At 50.1% G+C, this 23941-nt stretch carries 26 protein-coding genes; 23 read left to right on the plus strand and 3 right to left on the minus strand.

Annotated elements, in window-relative coordinates; genetic code table 11:
- The first annotated feature begins 8 nt into the window (after nucleotides 1-8).
- From resB to AC0YOB_RS13445, 4 genes are read left to right on the plus strand one after another with little or no spacing between them, the layout of a single operon-like run.
- Nucleotides 9-1676: a cytochrome c biogenesis protein ResB gene (gene resB / locus AC0YOB_RS13430; RefSeq protein WP_379114573.1), complete on the plus strand. Its 1668-nt coding sequence runs from the start codon at nucleotides 9-11 to the stop codon at nucleotides 1674-1676.
- On the plus strand, nucleotides 1673-2938 hold the full coding sequence (gene ccsB, locus AC0YOB_RS13435) for a c-type cytochrome biogenesis protein CcsB (RefSeq protein ID WP_475793229.1): 1266 nt from the start codon (nucleotides 1673-1675) through the stop codon (nucleotides 2936-2938). The genes resB and ccsB overlap by 4 nt, the downstream gene beginning before the upstream one ends.
- A gap of 27 nt (nucleotides 2939-2965) precedes the next feature.
- Complete coding sequence (locus tag AC0YOB_RS13440) at nucleotides 2966-3682, plus strand: response regulator transcription factor (RefSeq protein WP_475793230.1); 717 nt, start codon at nucleotides 2966-2968, stop codon at nucleotides 3680-3682.
- Between the two features lie 3 nt (nucleotides 3683-3685).
- On the plus strand, nucleotides 3686-5143 hold the full coding sequence (locus tag AC0YOB_RS13445) for an ATP-binding protein (RefSeq protein WP_475793231.1): 1458 nt from the start codon (nucleotides 3686-3688) through the stop codon (nucleotides 5141-5143).
- Between the two features lie 156 nt (nucleotides 5144-5299).
- Here the strand turns inward: AC0YOB_RS13445 and serA are convergent, their stop codons facing one another.
- Nucleotides 5300-6892 (minus strand): phosphoglycerate dehydrogenase, encoded by a 1593-nt coding sequence (serA, locus tag AC0YOB_RS13450; RefSeq protein ID WP_475793232.1) that lies wholly within the window; start codon nucleotides 6890-6892, stop codon nucleotides 5300-5302.
- Between the two features lie 336 nt (nucleotides 6893-7228).
- On the opposite strand from serA, the gene AC0YOB_RS13455 reads away from it, so the two are divergent.
- On the plus strand, nucleotides 7229-7555 hold the full coding sequence (locus AC0YOB_RS13455; RefSeq protein ID WP_475793233.1) for a rhodanese-like domain-containing protein: 327 nt from the start codon (nucleotides 7229-7231) through the stop codon (nucleotides 7553-7555).
- A 13-nt stretch (nucleotides 7556-7568) separates the two neighbouring features.
- Here AC0YOB_RS13455 and AC0YOB_RS13460 read toward each other — a convergent pair whose 3' ends face one another.
- Nucleotides 7569-8489, minus strand: a complete 921-nt coding sequence (locus AC0YOB_RS13460; protein WP_475793234.1) for a hypothetical protein — start codon at nucleotides 8487-8489, stop codon at nucleotides 7569-7571.
- A gap of 101 nt (nucleotides 8490-8590) precedes the next feature.
- Here AC0YOB_RS13460 and AC0YOB_RS13465 point away from each other — a divergent pair, with 101 nt between their 5' ends.
- From AC0YOB_RS13465 to AC0YOB_RS13475, 3 genes are read left to right on the plus strand one after another with little or no spacing between them, the layout of a single operon-like run.
- Complete coding sequence (locus AC0YOB_RS13465; RefSeq protein WP_475793235.1) at nucleotides 8591-9184, plus strand: lysostaphin resistance A-like protein; 594 nt, start codon at nucleotides 8591-8593, stop codon at nucleotides 9182-9184.
- Entirely contained in the window at nucleotides 9181-9420 is a 240-nt protein-coding gene (locus AC0YOB_RS13470) for a hypothetical protein (RefSeq protein ID WP_475793236.1), read from the plus strand. The genes AC0YOB_RS13465 and AC0YOB_RS13470 overlap by 4 nt, the downstream gene beginning before the upstream one ends.
- A 32-nt stretch (nucleotides 9421-9452) precedes the next feature.
- Entirely contained in the window at nucleotides 9453-10313 is an 861-nt protein-coding gene (locus AC0YOB_RS13475; RefSeq protein ID WP_475793237.1) for a metallophosphoesterase, read from the plus strand.
- Here the strand turns inward: AC0YOB_RS13475 and AC0YOB_RS13480 are convergent.
- Nucleotides 10264-11217, minus strand: coding sequence for a polysaccharide deacetylase family protein (locus tag AC0YOB_RS13480; protein WP_475793238.1), 954 nt, complete (start codon nucleotides 11215-11217; stop codon nucleotides 10264-10266). The genes AC0YOB_RS13475 and AC0YOB_RS13480 overlap by 50 nt on opposite strands.
- Before the next feature lie 271 nt (nucleotides 11218-11488).
- On the opposite strand from AC0YOB_RS13480, the gene AC0YOB_RS13485 reads away from it, so the two are divergent.
- The 15 genes from AC0YOB_RS13485 to der all read left to right on the plus strand — a co-directional run bounded on the left by AC0YOB_RS13485 (nucleotide 11489) and on the right by der (nucleotide 23788).
- Nucleotides 11489-11794, plus strand: a complete 306-nt coding sequence (locus AC0YOB_RS13485; RefSeq protein ID WP_210041572.1) for a hypothetical protein — start codon at nucleotides 11489-11491, stop codon at nucleotides 11792-11794.
- Between the two features lie 247 nt (nucleotides 11795-12041).
- On the plus strand, nucleotides 12042-12650 hold the full coding sequence (locus AC0YOB_RS13490) for a genetic competence negative regulator (protein ID WP_210041571.1): 609 nt from the start codon (nucleotides 12042-12044) through the stop codon (nucleotides 12648-12650).
- A 135-nt stretch (nucleotides 12651-12785) separates the two neighbouring features.
- Nucleotides 12786-14042: a Glu/Leu/Phe/Val family dehydrogenase gene (locus AC0YOB_RS13495; RefSeq protein WP_475793239.1), complete on the plus strand. Its 1257-nt coding sequence runs from the start codon at nucleotides 12786-12788 to the stop codon at nucleotides 14040-14042.
- Between the two features lie 37 nt (nucleotides 14043-14079).
- Nucleotides 14080-14775: a glutamic-type intramembrane protease PrsW gene (gene prsW / locus AC0YOB_RS13500; protein WP_475793240.1), complete on the plus strand. Its 696-nt coding sequence runs from the start codon at nucleotides 14080-14082 to the stop codon at nucleotides 14773-14775.
- Between the two features lie 76 nt (nucleotides 14776-14851).
- The gene (locus tag AC0YOB_RS13505) at nucleotides 14852-15007 is read left to right on the plus strand and encodes a hypothetical protein (RefSeq protein WP_210041559.1); all 156 of its coding nucleotides are present in this window, start codon (nucleotides 14852-14854) and stop codon (nucleotides 15005-15007) included.
- Between the two features lie 116 nt (nucleotides 15008-15123).
- The gene (ypeB, locus tag AC0YOB_RS13510; RefSeq protein ID WP_475793241.1) at nucleotides 15124-16458 is read left to right on the plus strand and encodes a germination protein YpeB; all 1335 of its coding nucleotides are present in this window, start codon (nucleotides 15124-15126) and stop codon (nucleotides 16456-16458) included.
- Nucleotides 16459-16562: 104 nt separating this feature from the next.
- Complete coding sequence (locus tag AC0YOB_RS13515) at nucleotides 16563-17216, plus strand: flagellar brake protein (protein ID WP_475793242.1); 654 nt, start codon at nucleotides 16563-16565, stop codon at nucleotides 17214-17216.
- Between the two features lie 109 nt (nucleotides 17217-17325).
- Complete coding sequence (locus AC0YOB_RS13520) at nucleotides 17326-17529, plus strand: hypothetical protein (protein ID WP_475793243.1); 204 nt, start codon at nucleotides 17326-17328, stop codon at nucleotides 17527-17529.
- A 133-nt stretch (nucleotides 17530-17662) separates the two neighbouring features.
- Nucleotides 17663-18364, plus strand: coding sequence for a (d)CMP kinase (gene cmk, locus AC0YOB_RS13525; RefSeq protein ID WP_475793244.1), 702 nt, complete (start codon nucleotides 17663-17665; stop codon nucleotides 18362-18364).
- A 3-nt stretch (nucleotides 18365-18367) separates the two neighbouring features.
- Nucleotides 18368-18946, plus strand: coding sequence for a lysophospholipid acyltransferase family protein (locus AC0YOB_RS13530; protein WP_475793245.1), 579 nt, complete (start codon nucleotides 18368-18370; stop codon nucleotides 18944-18946).
- 108 nt (nucleotides 18947-19054) lie between these two features.
- Complete coding sequence (rpsA, locus tag AC0YOB_RS13535; protein ID WP_475767924.1) at nucleotides 19055-20395, plus strand: 30S ribosomal protein S1; 1341 nt, start codon at nucleotides 19055-19057, stop codon at nucleotides 20393-20395.
- A gap of 156 nt (nucleotides 20396-20551) precedes the next feature.
- On the plus strand, nucleotides 20552-21175 hold the full coding sequence (locus AC0YOB_RS13540; RefSeq protein ID WP_475793246.1) for a YphA family membrane protein: 624 nt from the start codon (nucleotides 20552-20554) through the stop codon (nucleotides 21173-21175).
- A gap of 3 nt (nucleotides 21176-21178) precedes the next feature.
- Complete coding sequence (locus AC0YOB_RS13545; RefSeq protein WP_210041525.1) at nucleotides 21179-22102, plus strand: YIEGIA family protein; 924 nt, start codon at nucleotides 21179-21181, stop codon at nucleotides 22100-22102.
- Nucleotides 22095-22280, plus strand: coding sequence for a capping complex subunit for YIEGIA (locus AC0YOB_RS13550; RefSeq protein WP_210041523.1), 186 nt, complete (start codon nucleotides 22095-22097; stop codon nucleotides 22278-22280). Before AC0YOB_RS13545 ends, AC0YOB_RS13550 begins: the two co-directional genes overlap by 8 nt.
- A gap of 185 nt (nucleotides 22281-22465) precedes the next feature.
- Nucleotides 22466-23788 carry a ribosome biogenesis GTPase Der gene (gene der / locus AC0YOB_RS13555; protein WP_475793247.1) on the plus strand — a complete coding sequence of 441 codons (1323 nt, stop codon included), beginning with the start codon at nucleotides 22466-22468 and terminating at the stop codon, nucleotides 23786-23788.
- Nucleotides 23789-23941: the final 153 nt, after the last annotated feature.

Consider the following 23941-nt stretch of genomic DNA (forward strand, 5'->3'; position numbering starts at 1 on the left):
CTTTTTTCTTGTTGGAATTTGAAAATACAAAATGCGAATGCGGACATCAGAATCCAGTCGGGACCGTACTCTGTGAGAGCTGCGGCAAACCGCTGGATGGCAAGGAAGTAGACATTGATACGCCCCTTGAAATGCGGTACGACGGAATAGCGCGCCGATCCCAGAAGAGCAATCAATCCGTCATCGACAAGGTATGGAGTTTCTTCTCTTCCGTGAAGATTGCCGTTCGCTTGATTGTGATTACGCTGATCGCCGCGATGATCGGAACGATTTTCACACAGGAGAATGCCTTTATTTCCTTTGACCCCACTACATATTACGAGGATCGTTACGGGTGGATCGGGAAGTGGTATTATAAGCTGGGATTTTCCAACACTTACGAGTCGTGGTGGTTTATCGGGCTGCTGGTGATGATCGGAACATCCCTGGTCATTTGCAGCTTGGACCGTGTTCTGCCGCTCTACAGGGCGCTTAACAAGCAGCAGATCCGCAAGCATCCGCAGTTTCTCACCCGGCAGCGTACGGTATTTGAGACGCAGCTTCAAGAGGAAGACGCGGAGAAGCTGACCGCCCAGATCGGCGAGAAGCTGAAGCGCAAGCGCTATCGCGTAACCCGCGAGGGAACGGCTTTGCTGGCGGAGAAGAATAGATTCAGCCGATGGGGGCCATACATTAATCATATCGGTCTGATTGTATTCCTCCTTGCCGTGCTGCTGCGTTCGCTGCCGGGCTGGGCCATGGACTCCTATGTGACCGTTCCTGAAGGGGAGACGGTGCAGATTCCCGATACGAGCTACTACATCAAGAACGAGAAATTCACGCTTGACTATTATACGGACGCCGAGCTGCCCGACGCGCTGAAAGGGACGGCAAGAGCCAAGCTGTATGAGACGCAAGCCGTTCTCTACACCTGTACCGCGGATTGCGACGATCCCGCTGCCGGGCCCAAGCTTAAAGAGGTCAACCGGCACAATATCATCGTGAATGATCCGCTCTCGTATAAAGGACTCAAAGCCTATCAGTTCGGTTTTGACGACACACCCAAGCTTAAAGCGGTCAAACCGGTGCTTGTAGACAAAGCAACCGGTCAAACCTATGGGCCGTTCAATCTGGAGATGCGCAATCCCGAGCTTGAGTATAAGCTCGGTCCCTATACGCTGCAGTTGAAGCAGACCTATATGGATTTTACACTGGACAAGAACGGGCAGCCCGGAACCAAGTCGTCCGAGCCCAACGCGCCGGCTTTTGTTTTTCTGATCAAGGGACCGAATTTGCCGGCGACCGGCGAGCCATACATGTACTTTCCGAAGGAAGTGGATAAGCAAACCTTCAGTCAGGATGTCATAAACGGTAAAATCGGCGAGCAGTTTGAAATCAAGGTTGGATCGATGGAAAATGTAACATTTGCCGGTATCATTACCACCCTCAACATCCGTACTGACCGGGCTATGCCGTTCATATGGACGGGGGCGGGAATATCCATGTTTGGTTTGCTGATCGGCTCCTATTGGCAGCATCGCCGCATTTGGCTTCGCGCCGACGCGAACCGGCTGCTGCTCGGCGCTCACACAAACAAGAACAATTACGGCATGCGTGCCGACGTCGCGGCCGCACTTGGCAGTGCCGGCATCGTCGTGGAGCCAAAGTCGCTAGATAACGGGGGGAACACAACGTGAGTTCACTACTTACTTTCAGCAGCGACATTTTTCTGGTCGCATTTTTCTTATACTGCTTCGGGTTTATCTTCTATATCATCACGGTTGCAGGAGCGAAGTTCAGCAATCGCGATCCCAAGGCGCATATCCGCCGCTGGGGGCGCATCTCCTTTGTCGTATCTCTGCTCGGGTTTATCTCGCACCTGACGTTCTTTATTACGAGGTGGATCGGCGGAGGACATATCCCGACAAGCAATATGTATGAGTTCATGACTTTTCTCGCCATGGCCGTCATGTTTGCTTTCATTGTGGTGTACGCGATTTACCGGAAGCCGCTCATCGGAGTGTTTACACTTCCGCTGGTTGTGTTTATCGTCGCTTACGCTTCCGTATTTCCACAGGAAGTTCAACCGCTTATTCCCGCGCTCAACTCCTACTGGCTGAAAATCCACGTCACAACAGCGGCGCTGGGGGAAGCCTTCTTCGGAGTCGGCTTTGCGCTCTCGCTGATGTATCTGCTGCGTACGGTTGATTTCAAGGAAACCGGAGCGAGTGCACGCCGGTCGCAGCGCTGGATTGAGCTGGTAATGTTCGTCGGAATCGTTCTGATCGGATTTCTGGTATCGGTATTTGTCTTTCGGGCAGCCGGATATGAAGCGACTTTCACCCAGGAAACGGTCAGCATCAGCGATGCGGGTGTCGAAAGCTCAAAAGTCGAGGATGTTACGTATACCACACCACCGATTTTCAAGCCGTACAACAGCCAGGTCACTTCCATGGATTCCTTTCTTGGCATGAAGGACGGCCTGTTTGAAACGCCCCATTGGATGCAGGGGGTAGATGCGGCGCGCAAGCTGAACACGATCATTTGGGCGATCATTGCCGGTCTCATCCTCTATGGCTTGATCCGGCTTGTGATCCGCAAGCCGATTGCCGCTGTTATCCACCCGCTGACCCGGGCTATAGACCCTGATGATCTTGACGAAATAAGTTACAGGGCGATAGCGATCGGCTATCCGATCTTTACGCTAGGGGCGCTCGTATTCGCGATGATCTGGGCATATGAGGCCTGGTCCCGCTTCTGGGGCTGGGATCCCAAAGAGGTATGGGCGCTCATTACCTGGCTGTATTATACTGCTTTTCTGCATTTGCGCCTGTCGCGCGGCTGGCATGGCTCCAAATCCGCCTGGCTGGGGGTTATCGGCTTTATCGTGGTCATGTTCACGCTGGTGGGAGTTAATCTTGTTCTGGTTGGTCTGCATTCCTATGCAGGCGTCGATTAAACCTATCATGAGAGGAGTCTGATTCGGATGTCCGAAGAACTGCATCGCATTCTGGTCGTGGATGACGAAGAACGGATCCGTCGTTTGCTCAAAATGTATTTGGAAAAAGAGGGATATTCCATCGAGGAGGCAGAGGACGGGGAGAGCGCTCTGCGCATGGCGACAGCCAGCGATTTTGACTTGATTCTGCTGGATGTCATGCTGCCCGGCATCGATGGGATAGAGGTATGTACAAGACTGCGTCAGGTGAAGGCGACGCCTGTTATTATGCTGACGGCTAAAGGCGAGGAAATGAACCGGGTTCAGGGATTCGAGGTGGGGGCTGACGATTATGTGGTCAAGCCTTTTAGTCCGCGCGAGGTGATCTATCGGGTCAAAGCAATTCTGCGCCGCTCGTCCGCGACAGCGTTCCTGACGAAGGAAACCATCACAACCAACAATATCGTATTTCCTCATCTGATTATCGAGCATGACGCTCATCGGGTCATGGCTGGCGGCCAAGAGGTAAGCCTTACCCCTAAAGAGTATGAACTGCTCCATTATCTGGCGACGTCGCCGGATAAGGTATTCTCCCGCGAGGAGCTGCTCAAGGACGTCTGGAATTATGAATTTTTCGGCGACCTGCGCACCGTTGATACGCATGTGAAGCGCCTCCGCGAGAAGCTTAACAAAGTATCGCCGGAAGCTGCTTCGATGATCACAACGGTATGGGGCGTAGGATACAAGCTTGAGGTTTCCAAATAATCGATGAAGCTATTGCGAAGCGTCGTCGGCAAGCTCTGGATTACCATTATCGGCCTGGTCGCCGTCGTCCTGCTCATTCTGGGGATGTTCCTCCTTCAATATATCGACTTTACGTTCAAAGGAGATAACTCGCATCACGTAAAAGTGCTGTTCGTTTATACTGCGATTATCGGCTTCCTGCTTTCGACCTTTTTTGCTTTTTTCCTGTCCACGAAGATTACCCAGCCTCTGCTGCAGCTGAAGAAAGCGGCCGATCTTATTTCGCAGGGGGAATACCGCACGCGCGTTCCAATCCGCTCATCGGATGAAATCGGCGATCTGGCCAATACCTTTAATCACATGGCAGCAGATCTGGATACGCTGATCCGGGATTTGAACCACGAGAAGGAGCATCTCTCAAGCGTGCTCAGGAGTATGGCAGATGCCGTTATTACGTTGGATGCACAGGGACAGGTGATTCTGGCCAATCCCGGCGGACAGCATTTAATCGAGAATTGGAGCAGTCTGATCTGGAATGAGGATGATACTTCCTCAGGCTCAGCCCCCCGAATACGTCCCGGAATCCCGGTGCCAGGACCCATCTCGGAGCTGTACAAGCGTGTGCTGCGCGAAGGCAGAGATTTGACGGATAAGATTCATGTGCAGAGCGGCGTTTGGTCTGTTGTAATGGCGCCGCTCAAATCCAATGACTCTGTACGCGGCGCGGTGGCTGTAATGCGGAACGTGACAGAAGAATCGAAGCTGGAGAAGCTTCGCCGTGATTTTGTCGCTAATGTGTCGCATGAAATCCGGACTCCGCTATCCATGCTGCAGGGATATAGCGAAGCGCTGATTGATGACATCGCCGCTTCGCCCGAGGAACGGATGGAGCTGGTTCAGGTAATTCATGACGAGTCCTTGCGAATGAGCAGGCTGGTCAAGGATCTCCTGGATCTGGCCAGAATGGAGGCCGGTCACATCGAGATGAAAAATGAGCAGGTTGATCTCGAAGGATTGGTCAAGCGGGTTCACCGCAAATTTCAGGTTTATGCCAAGGAACAGGGGATTACGCTGCAGAGCGAGCTTCCTCCGGGAACGGGACTGACAATTCGTGGAGCGGACGAGGACCGGCTGGAGCAGGTGTTGACCAATCTTCTCGATAATGCGCTCCGCCATACACCGGGCGGGGCTCAGATCAAGCTGGCGGCCCGCTATGTAACGAAGGACCGCAAGAGCTTTGTCGAGCTGAAGATACAGGATGAGGGGCAGGGGATCTCTGCGGATGATCTGCCTTATATCTTCGAGCGCTTCTATAAAGCCGACAAAGCGCGCACGCGCGGAGCATCCTCGGGAGGTACCGGGCTTGGACTTGCGATTGTAAAGAACATCGTCGACTCCCATCACGGACGAATTGATGTCGAAAGCGTAGTTGGAGAAGGCACCACCTTCACGCTGCTGCTTCCTGTCGAAGGAATAACATAATTGACAAGGCACTCCTGACTGGGGTGCTTTTTTTGTTGAAGCAGGCCGACTAATCTTGTTGGTCGTGAAACATCAAAAAAAAAACGCCCCCGCGAAGGAGCGCTTTTGTCAGGGAATGCTTTAAACTGTTGTACCCCGCCAAGAAGAAGGAGCTGCCTAGTACAAAATAATTTCTTTCGCATTATTCAAGTCAGGCAGCTCGGCGATCTGGGAAAGAACATCCTTTGGAACGCCTTTATCTACTGATAGAACCATGATCGCTGCGCCGCCGACAATTTTCCGTCCGACCTGCATCGTCGCAATATTGACGTCGTTGGTGCCGAGCAGTGTGCCGACACGGCCGATGATACCTGGCTTATCATTATGCGATACGAGAATGAGATTGCCTCCTGGAGCGACATCGACCGGGAATTTGTCGATTTGCACGATACGTGGTCCATATCCGGTGAGCAAGGTGCCTGCTACAAGGCGTTCTTCCTGCTTCGAGCGCAGGGTTACCGTAACCAGATTCGTAAAGTCACGCGATGTATGGGATTTCTGAATAATAATATTGACGCTGCGTTCTTTGGCCAAATGCATGGAGTTGACAACATTGACCATCTCAGAGCCCAGATGATGCGAGAGCACGCCGCGCACAATATAGCGGGTCAGCGGCTGGGTATCGACTTCGGCCAGCTCTCCGGCAAAATTGACCGTGATTTCCTGAATTGCACCTTCAGTCAGCTGTGCGGCAAAGCTGCCAAGCTTCTCGCCCAGGTTGAAGTACGGCTGCAGAATGTTCAACACATTGGCCGGGATTGGCGGCATATTGACCGCATTCATAAACGGTTTGTCGCGCAAAATGTTCAGTACCTGCTCCGAGACGTCAATCGCAACATTCTCCTGGGCCTCTACTGTTGAAGCGCCGAGATGAGGCGTTACGATGATTTTGGGATTGGACAGGAAAGGGTGGTCGGCAGCAGGCGGCTCGGATTCGAACACGTCGAACGCTGCGCCGGCTACAATGCCTTGATCTACGGCTTCAACGAGTGCAAGCTCGTCAATGATGCCGCCGCGTGCGCAGTTGATAATACGCATGCCTTTCTTCATCACTGCGAACTGCGCTTTGCCAATCATGTGGCGCGTTTCCGGCGTAAGCGGCGTATGAACGGTCATGAAATCGGCATTGCGGATTATATCATCGACTGATGATAGACGGATACCGAGCTTCTCCGCACGCTCCTCAGTCAGGAACGGGTCATAACCCCATATCTCCATTCCGAATGCTTTGGCACGCTTGGCGACTTCACTGCCGATCCGGCCCATGCCCAATACACCCAGAGTTTTGTTGCGGAGCTCAACGCCGAGGAAAGATTTGCGGTCCCATTCGCCGCCTACCGTTTTCAGGTAAGCCTGCGGGATGTGACGGGCAACGGCCATCATCATGGCGAATGTATGCTCACAGGTCGTGATTGTGTTTCCGTCCGGCGCGTTTATAACAATAATACCGCGTTGCGTTGCGGCTTCCAGATCGATGTTGTCGACTCCGACGCCAGCGCGGCCAACTACCTTCAGCAATTTGCCCGCTTCCATTATACGCGCGGTTACGCGGGTCTGGCTGCGAACGAGCAGGGCATCATATTCGCCGATGACGGCAACAAGCTCGTCCTCGCTCAGTCCTGGTTTTTTGTCGACAATGACGTCTTCCGCATCCACAAGCTTCTGGATACCGAGATCGCTTATCGGGTCTGAGACTAATACTTTAAACATGTCTGATTGCCTCCTGAAAATTATTTACGCAGGTACACGCTTATGTAGAACTATAAGTAGTAAGAGCCGTTGTTTAGGTGACATCGGGAGCAAAATAAAGCTGTGCCCGGTGAATCGCCTGACGCTTTCCATCCGCGCGGGTTGAGGCTCTGCACGGACCGACAAGAATTGACACGTAACCTTTACTATTCTATAGCAAGCAAGCGGATAATTGCAATGGCGAAACTTGCTCAATTGTGAAAATTTCGTTATGATCGACCTTGAAAAGAGCATGCTTCCCAAGGGTGTTTTCGGGCTTCCCGGACATGCATGCAAATAACGCCGAGGAGCACACAGATGGAGCAATGGAATGATATCGAGCCGGGAAAGTTTTTGCAGCTTGCGGCCGGAGGGAATCTTGATTCCGATCAAATTATTGACGTGCGGGAGCAGCAGGAATGGGATTATTATCATCTGGATTCCTCATTGCTGATACCAATGAATACAATTCCTCACAGGCTTGCGGAAATTCCCGCAGGCAAAGCGGTATATATTATCTGCGCTCATGGGGTCAGAAGTGCAGGAGTCTGCCGGTATTTAACAGAGAAAGGCTACAGCAACCTCCACAACGTAGTTGGGGGAATGGCGGCTGTAGCCTCTCTGCAAGGCTTCCAATATGACTAAGTAAGCATTTGCATTATTCCGGATAGAAAAACGGCAGCTGCGGCAGCAGCTCCTTGGGATAAAGCAGCGGCTTGCTGTCATCGAAGTCTCCGGGACGGACGGCCTCTGTGCTGATCAGTAAATCAATGACGGACCCGAGAGTTTTCATGCCCATCTTGGCGGCTTGCCCGGATCCGATGAATTGGTCCACGCGCGCTGTCAAATCCTGAGGATAATAGGAAACAACCAGCATACGCGCCTTGAACTGCTCAGCTATTAATTTGTTCTTCACGACAAGCGGGAGCGATTTCCACTTGCTGAGCTCCAGTACCGAAGTCGCTGCATACTGGTCGGGAATATCCGGATTAACGGAGCTGCTCCATTTCATCATGGCATAATAATAATTCTGCTGGCCGGTTAACGCTTGTTTGACGCCTTCCAGGTAATAAGCGTCCTTCTCCAGGCCTTGGACCAGAGCGGCCGATGACATATCTCTGGCAGAGCCTGCACCGCGCTGCGCGGCTTCTCCTAACAGTTTAAGTCCCTTCAGGAGCTGCAGCTGGGATTGTTCAAGAAGAGGAGATGTGGCCGGCACGGATGCGAGCTTGGCTTCATCGTATTTTTGCCTGGCGGCACTGGCCAATTCTTTCAAAGCGGAAGCGGAATCCGACAGCTGTTGGGTGGACATTTTATGTAAGGTTTGAGTCCATTCGTTTTGAAATTCACGATAGGGTAAAAATACGGTATGATAGAAGGAGACCAGATCTTGCTGCTGGTACGCGGATACACTGTTGCTCTTGCCTCCGCTCAAATGCCTGGTCTGCTCAATGAGCTTCGCTTCGGTCTGGTCGGATCCGATCTTAACACCATAAAAAAAAGCACCGACAGCACAAACCAGCATAAACAGGAAACCGAGGCTAAACAGCATTTCAGTTCGTGTTAATCGTTTCTCCATGATAATCCCCTTCGTTCTTCTGATCTAATTCGATTGTCCTAATCAGTATAGGTTAAATAGGTAGAAAAGGAAATATGAACCTTCATGTCAGGCGGTTAACAATGAAAAAATTCGACATCCGTAAAATCCGCTTTAAAAAAGTCACGATTGATCAAATTGATGACCGTCTGCTGCTGATTAATTTATATGCCACGCAAGCCGTTACTTTTATTATCGGTTTGATCTGGATTTTATTTCAGCATCGAAATCCATTTTTATTGTATGCTCTCCCGAGTGGCTGGAAATTCCTTCTGTGGGGTCTTGGTTTGGCTGCTGCGGTCATCGCTGTAGACCTTCTTGTATCCCGTTTCGTCCCTGAGGAAGCGGGGGACGACGGAGGAGTCAACGACCGGATTTTTAAAAACAGGCCAATCTGGCATATCGTCGTTCTGTCTTTGATTGTGTCTATTTGTGAGGAAACCTTGTTTCGGGGAGCCATCCAGCATGATCTGGGTCCTTACTGGACGAGTATCGTGTTTGCCGCGATCCATGTCCGTTATTTAAGGCATTGGATTCCGACTGGTCTGGTTTTTTCCATCAGTTATGCATTAGGCTGGATTTACATACAGACAGGGTCGTTATGGGCCCCGATCATCGCCCATTTTGTTATTGATATGGTGATGGGTTTCGTTATTCGTTTTCGGAGGGAAACATGAGCAGAGTTCTAAAATACGGAAGAGGGCGGAGGATTGAGCCTGAATCCCGGGTGAAGAAAAGGAACAGGAGCGCCTCTGAAACGCGTCCGGAAGGTGACGTCCTGTCCTCAAGAGTCCTGAAGCATCCCTCAAACAAACTAAAAATCGCCAAATGGTATTACCGGTTGCTTATTATGCTGTTCATGATTCTCGTGATCGGACTTGTAATCTGGGGAAAAAAACTGTCCGGAATATAACCGGCTAAGCAAGTATGGGAGGCGGTTCGTCGATGATAGGGTGGCTGCTTGCTCTGGGGATCGCCGCTATAGGTCTTATTGTCTATATGATAAGTGAAGCCTACCGCTACCGGCTTGATCAGCATGTGATTTCGCTTGACAGGCTGCCGGATGCTTTTGACGGTACGCGGCTTTTGTTTATTAGTGACATTCATAGAAGAGTAATTCCGGTTAAGGTCATAGAGCGGTGCATCGGGGAAGGGGGAGCCGATCTCGTTCTTATTGGGGGCGATCTTCGGGAGAAGGGCGTTCCTCTTGAACGGGTGCGCGGCAATTTGCGGAAGCTTGCTTCCATCGCTCCGGTTTATTTTATTTATGGCAATCATGATCATGATGAGGATATCCGCCCGTTTGAGGTAATGCTGCAGGAAGAAAGAATCCATATGCTGGTTAATGAGTCCGTGATTCTGGAGCAAAAGGATGGGAGCCGTATCCGCCTGGCGGGCGTGGACGATCCCCGCACCAACAGGGATAAGCTGTCCCTGGCTTTGAGTGAGCCGCCGGAGGACGGGCATCGTTTGTTCACGCTTCTGCTTGCGCATGACCCCATTATTGCCGGCCGGCTGCTTTCCGATATGCCGGTTGATCTTATTCTAAGCGGCCACACACATGGCGGGCAGATCGTCCTGCCTCTTCTTGGACCCGTGCTGAGGACCCAATCTCTGAAGCATTATGGACGCGGGTGGTTTAAGCTGCCGGCAATCCAGACAGCAGAGACGGTATCGCCCCTGCTGTTCGTAAGCTGCGGATTCGGCACATCCAAATTCCCGCTCAGGCTGCTGGCTCCCGCACAGCTGCATTTTCTTACTTTGAAGTCTGATCGAGACCCAGGTCTATCGTCTGGGGATCAATAAATCCGTAGCCCTTCTCTTCGAGCCTGGTCAGCAGCGCGTCCAGTGCTTCAACCGTCCAGGGAAGCTCATGCATCAGAATATTAGCGCCGGGGTGGAGCTGCTCCAGCACGTTTTTTATGACGAGATCAGGCTGCTCCTTTGTGCTTTTCGTGTCCCAATCAAGAGAACCGTTTGACCAGGTCGTATACAGCATGCCTTTTTTGTTCACAATGCTTCGGACCTTGTCTCCTCCCGAACCAAAAGGCGGGCGAAAGAATACAGGCTCAAAGCCTAGGGTTTCCTTCACAATGTTCTGAACATCCCCAACCTGCTTTTCAATTGCAGCAACTGATTCTTTTTTCAAGTCGATATGATCCCAGGAGTGATTGCCGATTGTCTGTCCGCGGTCGGCTATTTTTTTAAGCAGCTCGGGATGTTTCTTCACGCGGTAGCCGTTGACGAAGAAAATTGCCTTCGCTTTATGCTTATCCAGCGTATCCAGCAAGCCGCTTATCATTTTATCCTCTTTGGGCCCGTCATCGAAGGTGAGAAGAACAACCTTGTCGGCCGTTTCTTTGGAGATGGGTTCAAATCGGTAAGCCTTGCTCATTTTGTAGAGTTTTTCCTTGACCGGCGCATCTTCCGGTTTCTGGGCTGCTGTACCCGTTGAATTGTTTTCGCTCCCGCTGCTGACAGCAGGCTCTGTTTCCGCAGTTTGATCGGATGGGGAATCTGCAGGCTCTGCGGCCGGCTGCGCCGGATCTTCACTCGCTGGGGCATCCTTATTGGAAGGAGCCGTATTTGGCGCTGGCGCAATTGTCTGATTGCCTGCTTCATTATTATGAGGCTGAGCCGCGCATCCTGAAAGCAGCAGGAAGCCTAGCGACAGCTTAAGTATGATGGTGGATTTATGCAGTCCTGGCATAGTTATGCCTCCTAAAGTCATTTTGATTTGTCGTGCTTACTAAGACTAGCCGGATATGTATAGCCTACTCCTCTTTATTACTCTAAAGTTCAACCATTGTAACATAATTATTCCTCCGGCACGCATTTTTCCGCTCTTTAACCAGCTTGCAATACTACAGGGAAACAGGATGTAATTATGTAATCGGCATATCTTGGAGCACGGAATGACAGCAGTCCTGTTGGGTCAAACTAAGCTTGAAATCACGAAGCTTAAATAAGGAGGATTACCGATGAAATGGAGCGCTTTTATGCTCGGTGGTCTTGCCGGAGCAGCAGTAGCGGTGTATGCCGCCAGAAAACGTCCGGGAATGTTTGCCTGGGCTGGCGCAGCGGCGGGCGAGGCTTGGGATGGCATGAAGGGAAGAGCGGTTAATGCGGTTCTCGACCGTAAATTCCGCTCCGACAAAGCAGATCATGACTCGAAGCATTCAGAAGGATCAGGTGACAGCTGGAATCAAATTGAGGAAATGCTGAATCAGGATCCGCATGTGAAGCGGCAGGCGGAAGAGATCATGGCGGAAGCGACAAAGCATTAAAAAAAATTGAATCGTTTGATCGTCTGATTTCGTATAATAGGAGACGGTCTGGCGATTCTTTTTTTGTGTGATCTAAGTAGCATTCCAATCACAGACATGCTAACATAGTTACATAGCACGATTTAATCACCAAACAGCGCTTGCTTCATACGCTGTTTATAACCGATATTACCGCGTTTGTGCGCTTTCGAAGACGGTTTTGCTCCGCGAAAACGAAGCAGATGCTTTCGAGAAGGGGGATCCTATCATGAAAATCGAACGACTCAATCAAGACAAAATACGTATATTTCTGACGTTCGACGACCTGCTGGAGCGTGGGATCCAGAAGGAAGACATGTGGCGCGAAATACCGAAGGTGCACGAACTTTTCAGCGAGATGATGGATCAGGCCTATAACGAATTAGGTTTTGATGCGAGCGGTCCTCTTGCTGTTGAAGTATTTGCCCTCCCGGCTCAGGGTATGGTCGTCATTGTTACAAGAGGCAAGGTGAATTTCAAGCCGGAGGAACGCTCCCTCGAGGAAGACGACGGCGACGAGGATGTTTATGAGCTTGAAGTCACACTTGAGCAAAGTGATGTTGTCATGTACGCTTTCCGGGACATCGAAGATGTAATTGCGGTTTGCAAGCAAATCAAGGCAGCCGAATTAACGGACGATGGACGTTTATATTCCTATAATGGCAAATATATGCTTGTTCTTGAATCTGAAGGTGTAGAGCTGGCGCGCTATCACGCCATTATTGCCCTCCTTGCCGAGTACGGGGAAGCAACATCCGTGACAACTGCGATTCTTGAGGAGTATGGCAAAGTGATTATGCCGGCCAAGGCTGTCGCCGAAATCTGCACTTATTTCTAAAGTGGTCATTCCTAAGCATCTGCATTCGGGGTTCAATCCCTGTGCACGGTGCTTTTTGTTTACCTGTCATGCTTGCCGCCGCATAGCACCGACGCTAACCGCTCATATTATGGTAGAAAAGGTGGTGGCGGATTTATGAATGATTCTGTGTCGAATTCAAACGATATGCTCGCATCTACCCAAGCGGTAATTAAGGATGCGCTTCGCAAGCTGGGTTATGGAGATGAAATGGTAGAGCTGCTCAAAGAACCGATGCGGCTGTTGACCGTACGCATTCCCGTCCGGATGGACAATGGCAATATGCGTATGTTTGTGGGATACCGGGCCCAGCATAATGATGCGGTCGGTCCAACCAAAGGAGGAGTCCGTTTTCATCCCGATGTGAACGAGAATGAAGTCAAAGCGCTCTCGATCTGGATGGGCTTGAAATGCGGCATTGCCGATTTGCCTTTCGGCGGAGGAAAGGGAGGCATCATCTGCGATCCCCGCAATATGTCCTTCCGGGAGCTGGAGCGTCTCAGCAGAGGATATGTCCGGGCAATCAGCCAGCTTGTGGGTCCAACCAAAGATATTCCCGCGCCCGATGTGATGACAAATTCACAAATTATGGCCTGGATGCTGGATGAATACAGCAGGATCCGCGAGTTTGATTCACCCGGTTTTATAACCGGCAAGCCGATTGTGCTTGGCGGGTCGCTGGGGCGCGAAAGCGCGACGGCGCGCGGGGTTGCGATCGTCATCGACGAGGCTCTCCGGGTAAAAGGCATTCCTCTTCCCGATGCGACGGTAGTCATTCAGGGCTTTGGAAATGCCGGAAGTTTCCTGGCAAAATTCATGCATGACGCCGGTGCCAAAGTTATAGGTATTTCCGATGTGAACGGAGCGTTGTATAATAAGGAGGGACTGGACATCGACTCTCTTCTTGACCGGCGGGATTCCTTCGGAACGGTGACCAATTTATTCCGGGATACCATATCCAATGAGGAGCTGCTTGAGCTCGAATGCGATGTTCTCGTACCCGCTGCGATAGAAAATCAGATAACGGTGAATAATGCCGACAGAATTAAAGCGAAAATCATTGTGGAAGCGGCGAATGGGCCAACTACAATGGATGCTACCCGAATTGTGACGGATCGCGGCATCCTGCTTGTTCCGGATGTGCTGGCAAGCGGCGGAGGCGTGATTGTGTCCTATTTTGAATGGGTTCAAAATAATCAGGGCTATTATTGGTCCGAAACCGAAGTGGACAGCAGGCTGCAGGAAATGATGATCCGCGGATTTAATCAAGTCTATGACCTTCATATCAGCCGCAAGGTGGATATGCGGCTGGCCGCCTATATGGTCGGGGTCCGCAAGATGGCGGAGGCCTCGCGTTATCGCGGTTGGGTGTAAGGGAAGTGCATGACACCAGGAGGTGACAGACGAGAAAATGCTGCTTTTTTCCATATTAACCGGAGCGGTTGCGCCCGGAATTTCTTTGCTCACTTACTTTTATCTGAAGGACCGGTACGATGCTGAACCGATTCATATGGTACTGCGCGTATTTCTTCTCGGTGTCGTCATCGTACTGCCTATTATGGTCATTCAACGCGGCCTGACCCTTTTGTGGGGCGACCATCCCTTCGTATTTGCCTTTGCCGTATCGGCAGGGGTGGAGGAACTGGTCAAGTGGTTCGTGCTGTACCACATCATATATAACCATACGGAATTCGATGAGCCTTATGACGGGATTGTGTATGCAGTAGCGATATCGCTTGGTTTTGCTACTGTGGAAAATGTGCTCTATGCGGTATTTCAGCCTTCTTCCATGGGCACATTGCTTATCCGTGCGCTTCTTCCTGTTTCCGGACATGCCTTGTTTGGCATCACAATGGGATATTATTTGGGCAAAGCCAAATTTGCCGCGAAAAAATCCAGCGGCAAATTTATTATGCTTGCAGCAGCTGCGCCTATGGTGGAGCATGGCGTTTACGATTGGATTATGGGTTCCGGCTCCACCTACTGGGTATGGTTTATTGTACCGCTCATGACCTACTTGTGGATAAAAGGAATCCGGAAAATGAACCGGGCCAACGCCCGGTCACCGTTTGCCCTGCTTGGGCGGGAAGAGGAGATTAAATTGTAATTTTTTGGTCCATAATAGGATCATCAAGCGTGGCTATTGTTGAAGATTGAAGCAGCATTACATTCAGGAGGAAAAAATGATTACGGCACGAGTTAAAGTGAGCATTCGCTGCAGGGTTTGCGGAGAAAAGTTTGTGCTTCGCGGACGAAGGGACAAAGACCGCATCGATACAGGCTTCAAGCAGTGTCTTTGCAACAATGAGCATGATTTTGAAGTGGAAGAGGCTCTGTAAAGCCTGCGGCGGAGGAATATCCTCCGCTGCCATATGTTATTGACATGGATGTATAAAGCTCCTTCGTGCAAACCAAACTAACACCAGGTTTTGCACACGAAAGGAGCTTTTGCCTTATGTACCGTCGATTAAGCGCTGTGTTATTCCCGGTAATGACACTGTTTTTTATCGGTTCGATTTATTGGGGCTATCAGGAGCATCAAGAGAAGAATTCGGTTTTGATTAAAGCGGAGAACCAATATCAGCGGGCTTTCCATGATTTGACTTACCACGTCACGCAGCTTCATCGGGAGCTTGGCAACACGCTTGCCGTACATGCGGCATCCCAGAATTACCACCGCAAAGGGCTGGTGAACGTTTGGCGACTTACAAGTCAGGCTCAAAGCGAAATCAATCAGCTGCCGCTTACACTGCTGCCGTTTAACAAGACAGAGGAGTTTCTCTCGAAGATCGCCAACTTCTCTTATAAAACCTCTGTGCGGGATCTGACCAAACAACCGCTGTCGACTGACGAATACAAGATGCTCAAAACACTGTATACGAACTCCGAGCAAATCTCCAATGAGCTGGTCGGCGTTCAAGGCAAGGTGCTGGCGAACAATCTGCGGTGGATGGATGTTGAAGTCGCGCTGGCCTCCGAGAAATCGACTAATGACAACACCATTATTGACGGATTCAAAACCGTGGACAAAACCGTCAGTGAATACCCGGAAATCAATTGGGGACCCTCAGTTTCCAGCATGTATCAAAAAAGATCGATTAAAATGCTTGGCGGCGATATAAAATCGGCCGATGACATCAGGAAGCTTGCTGCCGACTTTATGAATATGCCGGATATGAGCAACATTCACGTTGTCGAAAATGGGAAAGGAACGGAATATGAGTCCTACTCCGCCACCATTGAACAACCTAATAAGGACAATCCGATACAGATGGATTTCACCAAAAAAGGCGGGCAGCTGATCTGGTTTGAGAATCCGCGCACCATCGGCAAGCAGACTTTGCAGGCCGATGAAGCCAAGACCAAGGCGACGGAGTTTTTGGACGACCATGGCTATAAAGGCATGAAAACCGTAAATTACGACCGCTACGATACGATTGCCGTCCTAACTCTCGTCGGTACACAGGATGGAGTGCTTATCTTCCCGGAGAAGGTGACGGTTAAGGTAGCGCTGGACAATGGCGATGTGGTGGGACTTCAGGCTTCGGATTATGTGTATGAGCATCATAAGCGGACAATACCAAAACCCAAGCTGACTTTGGCGGAAGCACGGAAGGCATTGAATCCGGATTTTCAGACGAAATCCGAACAGCTGGCCCTGATTGCGAGCGAACAGGGTGAAGAAGTGTTATGCTATGAATTTGTCGGCAAAATCAATAATGCGATGTATCGGATGTATATTAATGCCGATACAGGTGTTGAAGAAGCAATCGAAGAAATGCCCCAATAGAAGATAGGACGTGCGACTCATGTTGCACGTCCTATCTTCTTTCATGGGGACCTCCCCTATATGGCATGGGCTATGCTATAATCGAGGAAAATGGGGGGACGATCATGCTGCCGAAAGTGAATCAATTTCTTTACCTGCAAGTAGCCTCATCCGATGAAGAAGAAGCGAATACTGAATATAAATCGAGAGTTTCCGACGAAGCGGATCATGAACTCCTTATCGATATTCCCATTCTCGAAAGTAATGGCCGGTACAAACGGCTGTTTCTGGGAGATGAGCTGTCCGTCTATTTTATGACCGGCGATGGGGTTAAACATTATTTTAATTCACATGTGCTGGGATTCAAGGACGATGTCGTCAAAATGATCCGGATCGGCAAGCCGGACCCGGAGAGTATAACCAAGGTCCAGAGGCGGCATTTCCTGCGGGTGTCAGCAGAGCTGGAGCTGGCAATCCAGATGTCAACTCATGTCCGTTTTATCGGGATGACGGACGATGTCGGCGGCGGAGGGATATCCTTTCTTGCCGATGCCAAATGGCCGATTGTGGACGGTACGGATCTGGACTGCTGGCTGCTGGTGCCTTACCGAAACGGTACGATAGACCATGCCCAGTTTAAAGCGGAGGTTGTCCGCGTGAAACGCATGGAAACGGGCAAAAATCAGATTATGGCCAAATTCGCAAGCATTTCGGACGGGGACAGACAGAAAATTATTAGGTTCTGTTTTGAACGTCAACTGGATTTTCGCAAAAAATAAAAACCGACATTTTTCTTTTTTTTTGCGCATAAGGACAAGCTTATTGGAAAAACTATGCTCACAACCCATGACTATCTAACTACCTGGCAGTCAACAAGGAGAGGCAACCATGAAGCTTCGTCAGTTATTCGCCCTCAAACGTAGCAAGCGTTTGAAAGGGTTTGAAGAGTTATCCGATGATGTAACCGATGTACTGAAAAAAATTGTTATTATCCTGCTGATTCTGCTGGTTGCAAGTCAGCTTGTGCTGCAGATTCCGCAGGTTCGTTTATGGATAACAGGCGTGGATCGGTTGGAGGGGACCCCCTTCTAGGCGATTCACGTTCTTTGCATCTTCAAAACTGCTGTGGTATAATTTTCACTATCGCAGGCAGAGCCTGCTTTTTTCTTGATGATCAGAGCATGGGATGAAAACCGCTAACGGCTCTCAAGGAGGTTATACACCGTTGAGCATCAATGGGGGACGCGAATGCGACCGCATTAACGTAGCGATTGACGGACCTGCAGGTGCCGGCAAAAGCACCGTTGCACGCAAGGTTGCCGAGCAGCTCGGCTATGTTTACATCGATACCGGAGCCATGTATCGTGCGGTAACGCTGGCCGCCAATCGGGCGGGAATCCATCCCGGAGAAACGGACGGGCTCAAGCAGCTGGTGAATTCGCTGAGCATCCGCCTTGCTCCGGGTGAGAACGGTCAAATGGTATTTTTGAATGAGGAAGATGTAACATCCGCTATTCGTTCACGCGAAGTAACGCTACACGTTTCACAGGTGGCTTCACATGAATCGGTTCGTATCCGGTTGGTGGAGCTGCAGCGGCAGCTTGCCGCATCAAGAGGCATTGTTATGGATGGCCGTGACATCGGCACCCATGTTCTGCCGGATGCCGAATTGAAGGTATTCTTGACCGCAAGCGTTCAAATAAGAGCGAAGCGGCGTTATGAGGAATTGAAGGATCTTGAGGGAGTCTCGCTGGAACAGCTGGAAGCGGAAATTGCCAAGCGTGATCTGAGCGATGAACAGCGTGATATTTCGCCATTGGTTTGTGCGCAGGATGCCATCAAGGTCGATAGCACTGAGCTTACTATTGACCAAGTTGTAGCACTTATTCTAGACTTAAGCCGAACCAAACTGGCGGAGGCGAAGTAAACTATGTTATATAGGGTTTGCCGCCGTGTGCTCCGCGTCCTGTATGCTGTCTTTTACCGATTTGAGGCAAGCGGGCTGGAGAATATTCCGGCTACAGGGGGCGTAATCCTTTGCTCCAATCATCTTAGTGTGCTTGATCCTCCTACAGTAGGCACAAAGCTTAACCGGAGGGTGCACTATATGGCAAAAGCGGAATTATTCCAAATTCCGTTATTCGGTCCTTTTATCCGCAAGCTTGGGGCATTTCCGGTCAAACGCGGCGGTGTCAGCAAGGATGCCATACGATCCTCCATCACCCTTTTGCAGGGAGGGGGAGTTATGGGCATTTTCCCCGAGGGAACCCGCAAGGCTTCCGCCTCTGAGATGGGGAAGAAAGGCGCCGCGATGATTGCGATGCGCAGCAAGGCAACCATTATACCGGTAGCGATTGTCGGAAATTATCGTATCTTCCGCAAGATGAAGATCCGTTTCGGCAAGCCTATTGATATTTCCGCATTCACGGAGGATCCCGCATCCGATGTTCTGGAGCAGGTCACCGAGGCCATTATGAAGCGAATTCGCGAAATGGTTGCACAAGGATAGGGGTTTGCATGTATAATTAAGTTTTAGATGGTACGTCGGAGCTTCTGTTTCAATGTCGCGGGCGTGCGTTTAAATAAAGTTGGGGTATGAACTGAGGAGGTTTTTCAAATGTCAGAAGAAACAAACGTGCAGGAAACCGCAGCTGCGGAAAATATCGAATCGCAAGAGACCGCTGCTGCGGAAAATAATGAAATTGAACAATCCGCTGGCGCGGAAACGACTGAAAATGTCGAAGCCGCTGAGCAAGTGGAAAGCCAAGACGCATTGGACAACTTTGTGTCCTTGAAGAAAGGCGACTCTGTAAAAGGCACAATCGTCAAAATTGAGGATAACCAAGCTTATGTGAGCCTTGGATATAAATATGACGGCGTTATTCCACTTCGCGAGCTTTCCTCGATTCAGATTGAAAGTGCGGCAGACGCCGTAGAAGTCGGTCAAGAGGTAGAATTGAAAGTCGTCAGCATTGACGATGACAAGGAAAAACTCGTTCTGTCCAAAAAGCTGGTCGACGGCGAGAAAGCCTGGGATGAGCTTCAGAACCGTTTTGACCAAGGAGAAGTATTCGAAGTAACGGTTGCCGACGTTGTCAAAGGCGGGCTGGTTGCCGATGTTGGCGTGCGCGGATTTATTCCGGCATCCATGGTTGAGCGTCATTTTGTAGAAGATTTCAGTGACTACAAAGGCCGTACGCTTCGCGTTAAGGTAAAGGAAATCGATCGCGAGAACAATAAAGTGATTCTTTCCCAAAAAGAAGTGCTGGATGCTGAATTCGAGCAAAACAAACTGGCGGTAATGAACTCGATTCAAGTAGGCCAAGAGATCGAGGGCACTGTTCAGCGCCTTACTCCATTTGGCGCATTTGTTGATATCGGCGGCATTGATGGTCTGGTTCATGTATCCGAGCTTTCATGGCAGCATGTGGCTCATCCGAAGGATATTGTCTCGGAAGGCCAATCCGTCAGCGTTAAAGTGCTTAAAGTCGATCCTGCCGCAGGCAAAATCAGCTTGAGCATGAAAGCCGCACAACCAGGCCCATGGGAGTCTGCTAATGGTCAATTCAAAACGGGTGACATCGTGACGGGTACGGTACGCCGTATTGTCAGCTTTGGCGCTTTTGTTGAGATTGCACCGGGCGTTGAAGGTCTCGTTCACATTTCGCAGCTTGCTCACCGTCATGTAGCTACTCCGAATGAAGTGGTTACAGAAGGTCAGGAAGTACAGGCGAAGGTGCTTGATTTCAACCCATCTGAGAAGCGGGTTAGCCTCAGCATCAAGGAAACGGAAGAAGCTCCTGAACAACCTGAGAAGTCATCGCGTCCGGAGCGTTCCTCCTCATCGCAGCGTTCACCTAAGGTGGAGCTGAACAATCCGAACGTCAGCTTGAGCAACGAAGGCATGAGCTTTACGCTGGCTGAGCGGTTTGGCGATAAATTGAGCAAATTGAAATAAGACCTAAATTTGTAGAAGTCTTTATCATTAGCCGCAAGACAGGCATTTATTGCCTGTTTTGCGGCTTTTTTCTTTGTGTACGCTAAGATGGATACAAAAGATTAGGTTTGGCGGCTGAGGCGCATAATAGGATAGTCGAAAGAGGGGGGATAATGTTTGAATGAAGGATTTATCGCATGCTGGTTCGTTACCATGCTGCTTATATTATATGCAACCGGATGGAAACAACAGGTTGCCGACGGGGTATCAGGCCGTGCGCTTACCATTTTCTTTATAGCGGTTCTTATTCTGCATAATATCAAAATTTCCATCGGAACGACGACTGATTATGTGCAAGGCAGTGTGCTTGCAGCGGTCGGAGCAGCGATTCTTTCGCTTGTGAGCATCCGTCAGGCCGGACAATTCGTGTATCTTACGCTTTGCTCATTGTTTACGGGTGTGATCTGGATGTGGGTGCATGTTATGTACCGGGCAGATCCGGTATTTGTCGGCATCCATCCTTTATGGGATGGGCCCTTGATAGCCGGATTGATGGCCGGCATTCTGGTAGAGCGTTTCCGTCATCAATTTGCTTTAATTGTTGCCTCCGCCCTGATATCGCAGCTAGTGGATATTATCCGGCCGCCAGGCGGAATGCTGATTATAGGATCTTTGGGATGGTGGGATGGATTTGCCATCGCATTGCTCGCAGCGAGAATTGTCAGTCTGGTCAGGGGCTTTATACGAAGCTTACTTCAAAAAGGCAATAGCCGGTTCACCCAGAGAGGCGGGAGTTCATAATCCATGTGGGAACAGATGAAAATCGGACAACCGCATCATATTTTGATCGGAATTTTGCTTGGAATTGCATTTGGTATTTTTTCCCGAATGCTGATGCTGCGGACGGATTACCGGCAATATCCGACATATCCGCATGGCCGGATTATTCATATCTCTCTCGGCGTGATTGCGGCGGCGCTGGGTGCTGTAGCCGTACCGGCTTTGTATAACAAGGATTTCACAGCGATTACCTTTTTGACGCTCGCTGCCCAGCAGTTCCGCGATGTCCGTAAAATGGAACGGGATACGCTCGACAAAATCGACAGTCTGGAGCTGGTCCCCCGGGGGGCTACCTACATTGAAGGCATCGCCATGGTATTTGAAGGCCGGAACTATCTGGTTATATTGACTTCCTTGCTGACAAGTCTCGCTTCCATCAGCTTGGGGCCGTTGTTTGGCATTCTTGCGGGGATTTTGTCTTTTATGCTGGTATGGGTGCTTAAATCCGGCAAAAATATTTCCCATATTGCGGAAGCGGAGATCGCTGAGGTAAGAGTTGACGGTCCGGATTTGTTTGTGGGAGATATATATATCATGAATGTGGGGCTGACCACCAATCAGCAGATAATTGCGGAGAGAGGTCTTGGTATTATTTTGACGCCATTCAATGCCAATGGCAAAGCAACACTCAGCAATCTCGGACAGCGGCAGGCGATTTTATTCGATTTGTCCACAATTCTCGGGGTGTACCGTGACGATGGAGAGCCTGCACTGGTCCCCTTAGCCAAATTGGACATGAAAAATGGGCGGTTGGCCGTCTTTTTGCTGCCTCAGGATATGGATGGGAGCAAAGCGCGTGCAGTAACCTTGAAAGTGCCGATTCTGGAGTCTGCGGTTCGGATGCCGACTGAAGCAAGTGTGAACCGCAAGGAGGATAGACATGGCTAAAATTGTGGCTATTGTAACGGTGAATGGGGAGGGTACCCGCGGAGGAGCGCCGATTTTTATTGAACCCGACATAGACAAACGGGAAACGACAGCATTCTTGCTGGAAAAGATTTTAGACGCCAGCGCGCATGATTTGAAGAATGGAACAATCATTCTGGTAGATCGCCATCAGGAATGAAATGTTAGCCAAGCGGGGGGTTTTTTGCTATGATGGTAGGCGTGAGTAAATATAAGCACGTATAACCCTCTCTTATACATAACTTATATTTGTGAAAAAACGGATAGCATTATTCGTTGCATATACACTGTGAACCGGCAGTGAAAATACAAAAAAAGCACCTATTTTTATGAAGGAGTGAAAACATGGCAAAACCCATTATCGCCATCGTAGGGCGGCCTAACGTGGGGAAGTCTACGATATTTAACCGCATCATTGGCGATCGGTTAGCGATTGTGGAGGACAAGCCGGGCGTAACCCGGGACCGCATTTACAGTTCCGGAGAATGGAACGGCAGAGCCTTTAGTATCGTGGATACGGGAGGCATTGAAATCGACGGCGAAGACGAAATCATGAAATCAGTCCGCATGCAGGCGGAGCTGGCTGTTGAAGAAGCAGATGTTATTGTTTTCATGGTGGATGCCAAAGATGGATTGACTCATGCGGATGATGAAGTTGCACAAATGTTGCTTCGATCCCGCAAACCGATTGTGGTTGCAGTAAACAAGGTTGATAATTTCAATCGGCATGATGATATTTACGAGTTTTACAATCTGGGATTTGGCGATCCGATCGCGATTTCCGGATCTCACGGTATGGGCATAGGCGATCTGCTGGATGCTGCCGTCAGTAAGCTTCCCGAGCTTGTAGAGGAACATTATGAAGACGATGTGATCCGTGTTGCCTTGATCGGACGCCCGAATGTCGGCAAATCATCGCTGGTCAATGCGCTGCTGGGCGAGGAACGGGTTATTGTCAGCCATGTCGCCGGTACAACGCGCGATGCGATCGATACGCCATTCGAGCGCGACGGCCAAAAATATGTGCTGATCGACACGGCGGGGATGCGCAAACGGGGCAAGGTCTATGAGACAACCGAGAAATACAGTGTTATGCGCGCATTAAAAGCCATCGAGCGTGCAGATGTTGTGCTGGTGCTGATCAATGGCGAAGAAGGCATCATCGAGCAGGACAAGCATATTGCCGGTTATGCCCACGAGGCAGGGAAAGCATCGATATTCGTCATTAACAAATGGGATGTTGTCGAAAAGGACGAGAAGACGATGCAGCAATTTACCACGAGCATCCGCGATCATTTCCTGTTCATGACCTATGCGCCGATTGTTTATCTTTCAGCCAAAACCAAACAGAGGCTGCACAAGCTGCTTCCGGTTGTCGATCATGTCTCCGAGCAGCATGCGCTTCGAATTCAGACGCATCTGCTTAATGATATTGTATCCGATGCCATCGCCATCAATCCTCCGCCAACAGACAAAGGCAGACGCTTGCGTATCAACTATGCAACCCAGGTAGCTACCAAACCGCCGACCTTCGTGCTGTTTGCCAACGATCCGGAGATGATGCATTTCTCCTATGAGCGGTATCTGGAAAATAAAATCCGCGGTGCCTTCAACTTCGAAGGCACACCAATCCGTATTTATACCCGCCGTAAATCGGATGAGGATTAAAACTTCGCACATCAACACATGTCCCGTTTGGAACAAAAAAAGATTCTGTGAAATGGGCTAAGAGCGCATTTCACAGGATCTGCGCATTAAAGCGTGTCCCGAAGGGACGAAAGCGGGCAGAAGCTGCAAAAATAATCAAATCGTCCGTCTCTG

The organism is Paenibacillus sp. JT31N17, from assembly GCF_056269255.1.